The sequence below is a fragment of the Rugamonas sp. DEMB1 genome (assembly GCF_029834475.1).
GTDB lineage: Bacteria > Pseudomonadota > Gammaproteobacteria > Burkholderiales > Burkholderiaceae_D > Rugamonas > Rugamonas rubra.
This window is the reverse complement of record NZ_CP122407.1, coordinates 3,922,533-3,934,834: the sequence shown is the minus strand read 5'-3', so window position 1 is coordinate 3,934,834 and position 12,302 is coordinate 3,922,533. Positions and strand designations below refer to the sequence as shown.

Sequence of the window (12,302 nt, the reverse complement as noted above, 5' to 3'; positions counted from 1 at the left end):
GCCCGGGAGCCGGCTGCGTTAGCTCTGAAGCAATGTTGTAACATTTCCCAATCCCAACATATCTACATGCTATTATTGGATTTTATGCAAGCAAGGATGAACGGATGCGGGAACTATCGAGGAAGTGTGGCGCGCTCTTGCTGTGCGTCGCCATCAGCGGCTGCACCACGATGCGCGTGGTGGCCGACGGCGACGACGCGGTCAAGTCGGTGGCGGCGCGGCCGGTCGACGGCCTGACGGTCGGCGAGACCTTGTTGCTGGTCGGCCGAGACGGCAAGAAGTTCGACTTCAAGCTGGCCGCCGTCGAGGCCGACGCGCTGCGCGGCACGGTCGACGGCCAGGAGCGGCGCATCGCCTTCGGCCAGATCGAGCGCATCGAGCGCGGCCATGTCGACGCCGGCAAGACGGCCGGCCTGATCGGCGCCGCCGCGCTGCTGGTGGTGCTGGCGGCGGCCCGCTCGATCGGCAAGGACATCGACAACATGGGACCGAAGCCGAAATCCAAGTAGCGCCGCCGCGCCGCCCACGGCGCCCGCCGATGCGGCATACAATGGCCGGGCGCGCGCGCAGCCTGCCGCCGCCGTTGGCGCCCTGGGTGGCGTATTGGATGGATTATGTATTACGGAGAGCGTTTCAACAGCATCACCCACACGGTCGGCGCGGCGCTGGCGGCGGTCGGCGGCGTTTTGCTGATCGTGCTGGCGGCGCGCAGCGGCGACGTGTGGAAGATGGTCAGTTTCAGCATTTACGCCGCCACGCTGCTGGCGCTGTACCTGAGCTCGACGCTGTACCACAGCCTGCGCGGCCCGGCCAAGGACTTCTGGCGCACGCTGGACTACTGCGCGATCTATTTGCTGATCGCCGGCAGCTACACGCCGTTCACCCTGGTGAGCCTGCGCGGCCCCTGGGGCTGGTGGCTGTTCGGCGTGGTGTGGACGCTGGCGCTGGTCGGCATCGCGCAGGAGGTCTGGTACGCGCGCGGCGCGCGCCTGCTGTCGCTATTGATCTACGTGATGATGGGTTGGCTGGCCGTGATCGGCGCCCGGCCCCTGATCGCGGCGCTGAGCTGGAACGGCTTCCTTTGGTTGGCCGCCGGCGGCGTGTTGTACACGGGTGGCATCGTTTTCTATGCCACCGATCACAAATTGCGTCACGGCCACGGTGTGTGGCATTTGTTCGTGCTCGGAGGCAGCATCTGCCATTTCGGCGCGGTACTGCTGTATGTGGCCTGACGCTTACCGGCGCGCTTGCGCGCCCCAGGACCATAGTGGATATTAATTCTGACGATCTGAAGATTTTTGTAACCGTCGTCGACAGCGGCACGCTCAGCGCCGCCTCGGTGCATCTGGGCCAGACCACCTCGGGCGTGAGCCGCGCCCTGTCGCGGCTGGAGGACAAGCTGGCCACCTCGCTGCTGACCCGCACCACCCGGCGCATGGAGCTGACCGAGGAGGGCGCACTGTTCCTGCAGCAGGCGCGCGCCATCCTCGGCGCCATGGAGCAGGCCGAGGAGGCCATCCGCATCCGCCGGCAGAAGCCGGCCGGCCGCCTGTGCGTCGACGCCGCCTCGCCCTTCATGCTGCATTGCGTGGTGCCGCACGTGGCCGAGTTCCGCGCCCTGTATCCGGACATCCGCCTCGAGTTGAGCAGCAACGACCGGATCGCCGACCTGATCGAGCACCGCACCGACATCGCCATCCGCATCGGCGCGCTGAGCGACTCGACCCTGCACGCCCGCGCGCTGAGCTCGAGCCCGCTGCACGTGCTGGCCAGCCCCGACTACCTGCGCCGCCACGGCACGCCGAAGATGCCGGAGCAACTGGCCGGCCACAGCCTGCTCGGCTTCAGCCACTACGAGCAGGGCAACGCCTGGCCGCTGCGCCACGACGACGGCAACAGCCTGCAGGTGGCGCCGGCGCTGGCCGCCTCCAGCGGCGAGACGCTGCGCCAGCTGGCGCTGGCCGGCCAGGGCATCGTCTGCCTGGCCGACTTCATGACGCGCGAGGACATCAAGGCCGGCCGCCTGGTGCCGCTGCTGGCCAGCTTCAACAGCGGCTACCGCCAGCAGATCCACGCCGTCTACTACCGCAACACGCAGCTGTCGCAACGGATCAGCTGCTTCCTCGAGTTCCTGCAGCAGAAATTGTGAGGCGCCGCGCCACTGTGCGGCAGCGAACGGAAAGCGCGGCGGCGCGGCGCTAAGATGGCCCTGCGTGATCGAAGCGCGGCGCCCGCCACAACGGCGCCGCGATCGATCGGCAGGTAAGCCGGTAGCCTCAAGTACCGGCACCAATTCGACGACGCCACCGTTGCGAGGTCATCATGGCACAGACCACCCACCCATCGAAATACCTGGTACGCGCCTACCTCGAGCGGCGCAACCACGACGCCAAGCCGCCGCCGACGCCGGAGGAGATTCGCCGCCAACTGGGCTGGGGCATGCTGCTGATGGAACCGCGCATTTGCGCCGGCGGCGGCCGCTGACGTCCGACAGCCCGCCGCGCGCGGCTTTTTCACCCCGCACCTCGATACGCCACGGGGTCTGACCCCGTGCGGGGTCAGACCCCTTTGTATTCCGGGGTGGGGTCGGCGTTCCGTCAAACCGTGAAGCACCGCCGTTTCCCTCCCGCTCCAGCTCCGCTCAGGCGCGCCGCCGTTGGCCGATCCACGCGCCATTCGCCGGCCGCCATCCGCCGTTCGCCGAAAAGCCCTTCCGCTGGCGCGGCGGGACGGGTATCGTCACCTCCATGCCATCGTCAACCAGGGGACCGAGATGAAAGACGCGACAAGCCAGGACTGGCGCAAACAACTATTGTGGGGCATGCTGCTGATCGTGTTCGGCGCCCTGGTGCTGCTCGACCGCGCCGAGCTGCTCGAACTCGACCTCGACCTGCGCCGCATCTGGCACTACTGGCCGTGGCTGCTGGTGGTGTTCGGCATCGGCGATATGCTGCCGCCGTCCTCGCCCCGGCTGTTCCTCAACGGCCTGTGGAAGGTCTTCTTCGCCGCCTGGTGGTACGTCTCCTACGAGCACGTGTGGGCCTGAGCTTCCGCGACAGCTGGCCGGCGCTGCTGATCGCCTGGGGCCTCGGACTGGTGCTGCGGCCGCTGCTGAACGACTACTTCAATTCGAACAAGGAGCACTGATATGCGCATCGATCGCCAAGAAGCACGCCAACAAAGACGCCAACGCCAGCGTGGTCCGAACGGCCAGGTGGTGGTCGGCCTGATGGTCATCGCGCTGGGCGTGCTGTTCCTGCTCGACAACCTGGGCCTGCTCGACTTCCGCTACTCGATGCACTTCTGGCCGCTGGTGCTGGTCGTCATCGGCGTCCTGAAGATCCTGCAAACCCGCACCGCCGGCGGCGCCATGGTCGGCGGCGCGTTGATCCTGTTGGGCGGCCTGATGACCCTCAAGGGACTGGGCCTGGTCTACGTCACCTGGCGCACCTTGTGGCCGATCCTGCTGATCGGCGCCGGCGTGGCGGTGGTGTACCGCTCCATCACCGGCCGCCGCGTGTTCGAGGTCGGCGTGGTCCGGCTGGACAAGGCCGACAACTGGCAGGACAAGGGCGGCGGGAGCGGCGCGCAGGAGAACGCCGGGACGGCCGACAAGGCCGACAAGGCCGACGACTCCGTCATCAACGTCACGGCGGTGATGGGCAGCTACGCCAGCCGCGTCACCAGCCAGCACTTCCGTGGCGGCGAGGTGACCGCCGTGATGGGCGGCTGCGAAATCGACCTGCGCCAAAGCTCGCTCGACGGCGAGGCGGTGCTCGACGTGTTCGCCCTGTTCGGCGGCATCCAGATCAAGGTGCCGCCCGATTGGACCGTTGTCTTGATGGGCACGCCGGTGATGGGCGGCTTCGAAGAGAAGACCATCGTCCCGAAGGACGCCAGCAAGCGCTTGCTCATCAAGGGCTACGCCATCATGGGCGGCCTGGAAGTGCGCAACTAGGCGATGCAAGGCCTGTTCGCCAACCGTCGCGGCGTCGTCGTCTACCTGGCGGTGTGGCTGTTCCTCGGCCTGGCGTTGGCCGGCGTGATCACCCTGGTGGGCGCCGCCGCCGCGCCCAACGCGCTGCTGTTCGCCTTGCCGGTCAATCTGGTCTACGCTTTCGCCGCCGGCTACTCGGCCTACTACCTGTGCCGCTCGTATCCGCTGGGCGGCGCGCGGGCGCGGGCGATCCCGCTGGTGTTCTCGGCGGCGGCGCTGGTGGCCGGCGGGCTGTGGCTGGCCGTCGGCCAGGGTTGGAACAGCCTGTGCCTGCTGCTCGGCGTCAGCTGGGCCGGCATCGACTTGGGCCACAGGCTGGCCGCGCTGATGCTGGCCGAGGGCGTGCTGCTGTACGGCTTCGCGGCGGCGCTGCATTACCTGGTCATCGAATTCGTCCGCGCCACCGGCGCCGAGCAGAGCGCGCTGCAGGCGCGCCTGATGGCGCAGGAGGCCGAGCTGCGCATGCTGCGCACGCAGATCGATCCGCACTTCCTGTTCAACAGCCTCAACTCGATCAGCGCGCTGACCTCGCAGGCCCCAAGGGCGCGCGCCGCATGACGCTGGAGTTGGCCAGCTTCTTCCGCCACAGCCTGGGCCTGGAGGCGCACCGCAAGGTCACGCTGGGGCAGGAGATGGAGTTGGTCCGCCACTTCCTGGCGGTCGAACAGGTGCGCTTCGGCGCCCGCCTGCTGTTCGCCGAGGAGGTGAGCGCCGAGGCGGCGGCCTGCCTGCTGCCGCCGATGCTGATCCAGCCGCTGGTGGAGAACGCCGTCAAGCACGGCATCTGCCACCTGCCCGAGGGCGGCACCATCCGCCTGACGGCGCGCCGCGCCGGTTCGCTGCTGCACATCGGCGTCGACAACCCGGTCGACCCGGACCCGCCGGCCGGCGGCGCCAAGGGCCAGGGCATCGGCTTGAACAACGTGCGCCAGCGTTTGGCCGGCGCCTACCGGCACGAGGCCAGCATCCACTGGACGCGGCGGCAAAACCGATTCGGCGTGGAGATCACCATGCCGGCCCAATTGAGCGAGGAGTGAGCATGCGTATCATCATTGTGGACGACGAGGCGCTGGCACGCGGCGTGGTGCGCGAGTACCTGGCCGAACACGCCGACGTCGACATCGTCGCCGAATGCGCCAACGGCTTCGAGGCGGTCAAGGCGATCAGCGAGCTGGCGCCCGACCTGGTCTTTCTCGACATCCAGATGCCCAAGCTGGATGGCTTCGAGGTGGCCGAGCTCAGCGCCGGCAAGGCGCGCTTCATCTTCGCCACCGCCTTCGACCAGTATGCCATCAAGGCCTTCGAGTTCCACGCCCTCGACTACCTGCTCAAGCCGTTCAGCCAGCAGCGCTTCGACCAGGCGCTGGCGCACGCCCGCGCCAGCCTCGGCCAAGCCGACGCGCAGGCCGATCGGGCGCGGGCCGCCGTTGCCGCCGTGGCGCGCGAGGCGGCGGCGCGCAAGGCGCCGCTGGCGCGCGTGTTGATCCGCGACGGCGCCAAGGTCCACGTCGTCGCCTGCGACAAGATCGCCTACATCGAGGCGCAGGACGACTATGTGCGGATCCACAGCGAGGGCAAGTCCTACCTGAAGAACCAGAGCCTGTCCGAGCTGGAGGGGCAGCTGGAGGCGCAACGTTTCGTGCGCATCCACCGCTCGTACATCGTCAACATCGACTTCGTCGGCCGCATCGAGCAGGCCACGCGCGACAGCCACGTCGCGCTGCTGGCCGACGGCAGCCGGATTCCGATCAGCCGCAGCGGCCACCAGAAGATCCGGAGCGCGATGCGGTAGCGGCGGGCACTAGCCGCGTTCGGCCTGTTCGACGTGCCACCAGGCCGGCAGCAGGCGGGCGATCTCCGGTCGGCCGAAGCGGTCGTCGATCAGGTAGACGGTGCCCCGGTCGGTCTGCGTGCGGATCACCCGGCCGGCGGCCTGCACCACCTTTTGCATGCCGGGGAACAGATAGGCGTAGTCGTAGCCGGCGCCGAAGATGGCGTCCATGCGCTGGCGGATCTGCTCGTTGACCGGGTTCAGCTGCGGCAGGCCGAGGGTGGCGATGAAGGCGCCGATCAGGCGCGCGCCGGGCAGGTCGATGCCCTCGCCGAAGGAGCCGCCCAGCACGGCGAAGCCGACACCGGCGCTGTCGTGCGCAAAGCGGGCCAGGAAGGCGGCGCGCGCCGCCTCGTCCATGCGGCGCTGCTGGCGCCACTGCGGCACCTGCGGGTGGCGTTGGGCGAATTGTTCGGCGGCCTGCTCCATGTAGTCGAAGCTGCTGAAGAAGGCCAGGTAGTTGCCCGGCTGGCGGGCGTACTGCGCGCCGATCAGCGCGGCGATCGGCGCCAGCGAGGTGGCGCGGTGCTGGTAGCGGGTCGAGATGTGGCCGGCCACGCGCACCGCCAACTGCTCGGCGACGAAGGGCGATTCGACGTCGACCCAGGCGGTGTCGGCCGGCATGCCGAGCGTGTCGCAAAAGTAGTTCCACGGGCTGAGCGTGGCCGAGAACAGCGCCGTCGTGTGGCTGGCCTCGAAGCGCGGCCGCAGGAAGGGCGCCGGCACGATGTTGCGGATGCACAGCAGCGAGTCGGGCCGGCTGGCCGTGCCGCCGCGCTTGCTGATGTCGAACAGCGAGTGCTGGCCGAAACTGTCGGCCAGGCGGTTGAACTGCAGCGCGGCGAAGTAGAACTCCAGCAGCGCCGGGTCGGACTGGGCCGGATGCTCGGCCTGGTGGGCGGCGATGGCGTTGGCGGCGTTCTGCAGCGCCGCCATGAACTTTTCCGGCAGCTCGGCGTAGGGCTGGTAGTCGGCCGTCTGCTCCTTTTCCAGCGCGTTCCAGGCGCGCTGCACGCGCTCGAGCGGCTTTTTCAGCGCTTCCGGCGCGCTCTTGCGCAGCAGGCGCAGGGCGGCGTGCTCCAGTTCCGCCGAATACATCTTGCGGGCGCGCGCCACCATGTTGTGCGCCTCGTCGACCAGCACGGCCACCTTCCAGTCGTTGAGCAGGGTCAGGCTGTGCAGCATGGCGCCGCTGTCGAAGTAGTAGTTGTAGTCGCCGACGACGACGTCGCACCAGCGCGCCATTTCGCTGCACAGGTAGTAGGGGCAGACCTGGTGCGCCAGCGCCACCGTGCGCAGCGTGGCCTGGTCCAGCGTGCCGGCCCGCAGCGCGGCGGCGCGCGCGGCCGGCAGGCGGTCGTAGAAGCCGCGCGCCAACGGACAGGAGTCGCCGTGGCAGGCCAGCTCGGGATGCTCGCAGGCGCTGCTGCGCGCCACCAGTTCGAGCACGCGCAGCGGCAGTGCCGGCGCTGCCATTGTCGCTGCCGGCGCCGCCGCCGTCGCGGCGCGAGCGATGATGGACAGCGCGTCCAGCGCCATCTGCCGGCCGGAGGTTTTGGCGGCGAGGAAGAACACCTTGTCGAGCTTGTGCGCGGCGCTGGCCTTGAGCAGCGGGAACAGGCTGCCGACGGTCTTGCCGATGCCGGTGGGCGCCTGCGCCAACAGGCAGCAGCCGCGCGCGCTGGCCTTGTACATGGCCTCGGCCAGCTGGCGCTGGCCGGCGCGGAACCCGGCGTGCGGGAAGGACAGGGCGCTCAGCGCCGCGTCGCGCGCCGCGCGCTGCGCCATCTCCTGCTCGGCCCAGCGCAGGAACAGGGCGCACTGCTGCTCGAAGTAGGTTTGCAGTTCGGCGGCGTCGTGCTCCTCGTGCAGCACGGTCTCCTGCTGGCTGCCGATGTCGAAATAGACCAGCGCCAGGCGCAGGCGGGCCAGTCCCAGCTGGCGGCACAGCAGGTGGCCGTAGATCTTCAGCTGCGCCCAGTGCAGCCGGCGGTGGTTGTCCGGCATGCGCGCCAGGTCGCCGCGATAGGTCTTGATCTCCTCCAGTTGGCCCAGTTGCGGGTCGTAGCCGTCGGCGCGGCCGCGCACGCGCAGCGGGCCGTAGTCGCCGCTCAGGCCGATTTCGCTCTGGTAGTGCGGGCCGCGCCGCGCCGTCACCACGCCGTGGCCGGCGATGCCCTCCTGCGCCGTGGGCGAGGGGGTGAAGCGCAGGTCCAGGTCGCCGGCCTTGGCGGTGAACTCGCACAGCGCGCGCACGGCGACGGTGTAGCCGGGAGCGCTGGCGCCGGTTCGCGCCGCGTCCGCCGGCGCGGCTGTGGCTAGCGCCGGCCCGGCCGCGCTCAGGTCCGCCCGCATCGTCTCAGGCGCTCCACTGCAGGTAGCAGACCGACACCGGCATCTGGTGCTCGGCGCAGTAGGCGATCCAGCGCAGCTGGTTGTCCTGCAGGCGGTCGCCCGGTCCTTTCACCTCGATCATGCTGTAGCGCTTTTCCTCGGGCCAGAACTGGATCAGGTCGGGGAAGCCGCTGCGGTTGGCCTTGACGTCCTGCAGGATGCGCTCGAAGGCCAGGCGCAGGTGCCGCGGCGGGATGCAGGCCAGCGCCAGGTCGAGCAGCTCCGGTTCGAGCGCCTCCCAGTACAGGAAGGGCGACTGGATGCCGGCCTTGCGCGCGTAGTTGGCGCGCACCGTGTCGCGCCAGCCGTCGCCGTCGAGCTGGGCCAGGCAGGCGGCGAACTGCGGCGCGCGGCGGCGCTGGAAGTCGGCGCTGTGCAGGTCGGCCGGGCCGCGATGGAAGGGGTGGAAGAAGGCGCCGGGGATGGCGCAGAAGATGGCGTCCCAGCAGAGCAGGCCGAACAGCGAATTGATCAGCGCGTTCTCGACATAGAACACCGGCGCGTCCGCGCTGCTCAGGTGGTCGCGCACGACGAACTCGACATACGCGGGCTGGCTCGGCGCCGGCAGGCTCAGCTCGAGCTTGTGCACCGGCGCCGGCGCGGCCGGCGCCGGCCGCGCCTGGCCCAGCTTGCGCGCCAGGCGCGGCGCGATGCGCAGCAGCTGCTGGCGCTCGGCCTCGCTCTCGGGCTCGCGCTGGGCCGCCTGCAGCAGCGTGAAGGCGGCGGCGCTGCGGCCGTCCTTCTCCAGCACGCGGATGGCGCGCGCCCGCGCGCCGGGGTAGCCGCAGCCGGCGTACAGGGCGTGGGCGGCGCACCAGTCCTGCTGCTTTTCGAGCTGCTGGGCGAACTGGAACAGCAGCTTGTCGCGCCGGCTGCGCAGCCATTCGTTGTCGACGGCCGGCGGCGGCAGGCCGGCGAGCACCTCGTCGAGCGGCTCGCCGTTGGCGAAGCGCTCCTGGCAGTGCTGCAGGCGCAGGTAGTCGTCGATGTCGGCGCGGCTGCGGAAGCCGCGCGCGGCCGGCGCGAACTCGACCTTTTCGTATTGGTAGATGCCCAGGTCGGACAGCACGAACTCGGTCCAGTCCTGGTGGGCGTTGCCGAAGAAGATCAGGCGCAGGCGGTCGCACAAGGCCTGCGCGGCGATGCGGTAGGCCTGCTCGCCGGCGGCCGGATGCCAGGCCGAGAAGCGGCGCGCGCCGTCGTGGCGGCCGGCCAGCAGGGCCAGCTGCTCGGGCTTGCGCAGCTTGGCCTCGGCCGGCGCCAGTTGGAAGGCGGCGGCGATCTCCGGCTTTTGCAGCAGCTCGAACAGCTGCTCCAGCGTCAGCAAGGGGTCCGCTTCGACCAGGCCGAGCGCCGCCAGCGGCCGCGCGGCGTCCTCGGCGGCGCCGATCTCGGCGTAGACCAGCTTGCTGGCGCGGAACAGCTCGCCCTTGCGCATCACCATGCGCACGAACAGCGCGCGCGAGGGCTGCGGCAGGCCGGCGAAGTCGCGGATGAAGCCGCTTTCCTGCTCGGTCAGCAGGTCGCTATAGCGGCCGGCGATCCAGTCCAACACCTGGTGGAAGTTGTCCAGGTAGTACAGCGGGTTGTCCAGAACGTTGATCATTGCGGCGGAGAAAGGGGGCAGGGGAGGACGGCGGGAAATATTGGACTGGGTTTATGTACAGTGTATCGCGTCCGCCCCCGCTTGCCCAGCGAATTTGCGCGCATCGTCCAGACGGGGCGCGCGCCGGCGGGCGCCGCAATGAAAACGGGCCGCCAAGGAGCGGCCCGCAGGAAAGGGTTTTACGGTGTAGGGGGCAATCAAGGCGCCGGGACGCCGGCAAACCCGTGCAATACCTACTTCTTGGCGGCCTTGGCGGCTTTTTCCGGCGCCTGGTCGACCAGCGCGGCGGCTTTGGCGATCTGCGCCTCGACCGCCTCGACGGCCTGCTTGGTGGCCTTGGTCACCTGCTCGTAGCCGTTGAAGGCGTTGTCGATGGCCGATTTGACGATCTGCACGGCGTTTTCCGAACCGGGACGCACGTTCTTGGTGACGTCGTAGATCAGCGCGCTCAGATTGCTCTTGGCCTCGGCGATGTGGGCGTCGGCGGCGCGGGTGAACTCCTCGCGGATGTCGGCGATGATGGTGCCCAGTTGCTGGTTGTAGGCGGCTGCGTTGGCCATGCCCGGTTTGGCCTGGGCCTGGGCGACGGCCAGCGCCGCCTTCGGATCGGACGCCTGGCTGATCTCCTTGCCGGCGGCCAGGCCGCCCTCGACGTTCGACTTGGCGGTGGCCATGTTCAGCGCCACCACCTGTTCCACGCCCTGCACGGCCTTGCTGGTCAGGGTGTTAAATGTTTCCAGTTGAAATTCGAATAAGGCTTTGGTGGCATTGGCAAACTGTTCGGGATTGGTGAACATAGAATCTCCTCGTGGTGATGGGATGAACTAGTACTTCCTTCAAGTCGTTGCAAGAGTGCGGCGAATTCGGCGGGCTGGTCCCTGTTGTCGTGGCCCCATTATTTAGCAAGTGATGGCTTTTCGCAATGGCTATCTCGGTAGGGGCCGGCAACGACCTCCCAGCCGGGGCCGAGCGGGGTCTGGTGGCAGACGCGCGCGCCGTCCACCTTGCTGCGCCAAATGTACCAGGGCGCCGGGCCGGCCAGCAGGCTGGCGCAGTACAAGCCCAGGCCCAGCGCGGCGGCCAGGCGGGCGGCGCGCCGGCCGGCGCCGCTGGCAGCGGTGGCGGCCGGGGGCGCGGCGGCGGCGGGGAGGGCGGCGGCGTGGCGTGGCGGTCGAAGGTCGGGCATGCGGGTCCTCACGGCAGTTGCAGGGCGCGGACCTGGTTGCGGCCCGCCTTTTTGGCAGCGTACAGCAAATTGTCGGCGCTGGCGATGATGCCGTGGTGGGCCGCCGGGTTGGCCGAGCTGGCGAAGTCGGCGCTGGCCACGCCGAAGCTGGCGGTGACGCGGATCAGCGCCAGCTGGTGCGGGATGGCGCTGGCCGCCAGCGTGGCGCGTAGGCGCTCGGCCAGCAGCACGCCGCCGCGCAGGTCGGTTTCCGGCAGCACCAGCAGGAACTCCTCGCCGCCGTAGCGCACCACGCCGTCGACGCCCTCGCGCGTCATGGCGCGCAGCAGTTCGGCGAACTTGACCAGCACGGCGTCGCCGCCGTGGTGGCCGTGCTGGTCGTTGACCGCCTTGAAATGGTCGAGGTCGCACATCACCACCGTCAGGCTCAGCTTGTAGCGCTGGGCCCGCGCCAGCTCGTTCTCCAGCAGTTGCTCGTGCAGGTGGCGGCGGTTGTAGCAGCCGGTCAGGTGGTCGCGCATCGACTGGTCGCGCAGCACGCAGCGGGCGCTGTACTCGTCGCGCCACAGGCGCTGGTAGCGGCGCGCGGCGACGTAGCAGAACACGTTGGCCAGCAACAGCAGGGTGGCCATGGTGCCCAGTTCGGCGCCGCGCAGCGGCGCGCGCAGCCAGGCCAGCGCGACGAAGCCCAGCGTGGCCGCCAGCGCCACCGCCAGGGCGTACAGCAGGCGGTTCGGGATGTAGATGTAGAGCACCACGACGAGGATGCTCATGCTGATGGCGTGCAGCAGGAACTCGTCCGGCCGCAGCGCGGCGATCAGCAGGAAGCCGGCGCTGCCGGCGCTGGTGGCGGCGCTGGCGGCGAGCCGGCTGACGCGGATCGAGCCGGGGTGGCGGCGCAGCAGCCACAGGCAGCCGAGCGCGCACAGCACCACCGCCGCGCGCGCCGCCAGCAGGACGCCGGTGTGCTCGCCGGCGCCGTGCCGCGCCAGGTCGGTGACGGCGAAGCCGAGGTAGAAGACCGAGCAGAACAGCAGGGCGATGCGCAACTGGCCCTGGGTCATGGCCAGCTGGTGGGCCAGGAAGTCGCGCTCGGTGGCGGCGTGGCGGAACTCGGCGCTCAGCGGCGCCAGTTGCCAGGACTCGGGGCGGGCGGGGGACGGGCTCACGAAGCGGGCTCCTTGCGCGGCGGCGCGGCCGGGTTGTCGACGCCAACTTGTCGACGCCAGCTTGTCGCCGACATATTGTCGATGATTATACGGCCGCGCCGGACCACGCGGCCAGGGGG

General features: G+C 69.5%; 12 protein-coding genes and 1 pseudogene. 8 read left to right on the top strand and 5 right to left on the bottom strand.

What is annotated here, in order from left to right; all coding sequences use genetic code 11:
• Nucleotides 1-104 precede the first annotated feature (104 nt).
• The 8 genes and pseudogenes from QC826_RS17905 to QC826_RS17870 all read left to right on the top strand — a co-directional run bounded on the left by QC826_RS17905 (nucleotide 105) and on the right by QC826_RS17870 (nucleotide 5,789).
• Entirely contained in the window at nucleotides 105-509 is a 405-nt protein-coding gene (locus tag QC826_RS17905) for a hypothetical protein (protein ID WP_279761811.1), read from the top strand.
• A gap of 105 nt (nucleotides 510-614) precedes the next feature.
• Entirely contained in the window at nucleotides 615-1,232 is a 618-nt protein-coding gene (gene trhA, locus QC826_RS17900) for a PAQR family membrane homeostasis protein TrhA (protein ID WP_279761810.1), read from the top strand.
• A gap of 35 nt (nucleotides 1,233-1,267) precedes the next feature.
• Nucleotides 1,268-2,149 carry a LysR family transcriptional regulator gene (locus QC826_RS17895; protein ID WP_279761809.1) on the top strand — a complete coding sequence of 294 codons (882 nt, stop codon included), beginning with the start codon at nucleotides 1,268-1,270 and terminating at the stop codon, nucleotides 2,147-2,149.
• Nucleotides 2,150-2,322: 173 nt separating this feature from the next.
• Nucleotides 2,323-2,484: a hypothetical protein gene (locus QC826_RS17890; RefSeq protein ID WP_193616304.1), complete on the top strand. Its 162-nt coding sequence runs from the start codon at nucleotides 2,323-2,325 to the stop codon at nucleotides 2,482-2,484.
• A 289-nt stretch (nucleotides 2,485-2,773) separates the two neighbouring features.
• Nucleotides 2,774-3,046, top strand: coding sequence for a LiaF transmembrane domain-containing protein (locus QC826_RS17885; protein ID WP_279761808.1), 273 nt, complete (start codon nucleotides 2,774-2,776; stop codon nucleotides 3,044-3,046).
• A 102-nt stretch (nucleotides 3,047-3,148) separates the two neighbouring features.
• Entirely contained in the window at nucleotides 3,149-3,958 is an 810-nt protein-coding gene (locus QC826_RS17880) for a LiaI-LiaF-like domain-containing protein (protein ID WP_279761807.1), read from the top strand.
• Between the two features lie 3 nt (nucleotides 3,959-3,961).
• A pseudogene (locus QC826_RS31705) lies at nucleotides 3,962-5,034 on the top strand (sensor histidine kinase).
• Between the two features lie 2 nt (nucleotides 5,035-5,036).
• The gene (locus tag QC826_RS17870; RefSeq protein WP_279761806.1) at nucleotides 5,037-5,789 is read left to right on the top strand and encodes a LytR/AlgR family response regulator transcription factor; all 753 of its coding nucleotides are present in this window, start codon (nucleotides 5,037-5,039) and stop codon (nucleotides 5,787-5,789) included.
• 9 nt (nucleotides 5,790-5,798) lie between these two features.
• On the opposite strand, the gene QC826_RS17865 is transcribed toward QC826_RS17870, so the two are convergent.
• The 5 genes from QC826_RS17865 to QC826_RS17845 all read right to left on the bottom strand — a co-directional run bounded on the left by QC826_RS17865 (nucleotide 5,799) and on the right by QC826_RS17845 (nucleotide 12,183).
• On the bottom strand, nucleotides 5,799-8,183 hold the full coding sequence (locus tag QC826_RS17865) for an ATP-dependent DNA helicase (protein ID WP_279761805.1): 2,385 nt from the start codon (nucleotides 8,181-8,183) through the stop codon (nucleotides 5,799-5,801).
• Nucleotides 8,184-8,187: 4 nt separating this feature from the next.
• A complete protein-coding gene (locus QC826_RS17860) occupies nucleotides 8,188-9,828 on the bottom strand; it encodes a VRR-NUC domain-containing protein (RefSeq protein ID WP_279761804.1) in 1,641 nt (546 codons plus the stop codon).
• A gap of 233 nt (nucleotides 9,829-10,061) precedes the next feature.
• Nucleotides 10,062-10,625 (bottom strand): phasin family protein, encoded by a 564-nt coding sequence (locus tag QC826_RS17855; RefSeq protein WP_093388635.1) that lies wholly within the window; start codon nucleotides 10,623-10,625, stop codon nucleotides 10,062-10,064.
• A gap of 98 nt (nucleotides 10,626-10,723) precedes the next feature.
• Nucleotides 10,724-11,014 carry a hypothetical protein gene (locus QC826_RS31290; RefSeq protein WP_313872659.1) on the bottom strand — a complete coding sequence of 97 codons (291 nt, stop codon included), beginning with the start codon at nucleotides 11,012-11,014 and terminating at the stop codon, nucleotides 10,724-10,726.
• Nucleotides 11,015-11,022: 8 nt separating this feature from the next.
• A complete protein-coding gene (locus tag QC826_RS17845) occupies nucleotides 11,023-12,183 on the bottom strand; it encodes a sensor domain-containing diguanylate cyclase (protein ID WP_279761803.1) in 1,161 nt (386 codons plus the stop codon).
• Between the last annotated feature and the right edge of the window lie 119 nt (nucleotides 12,184-12,302).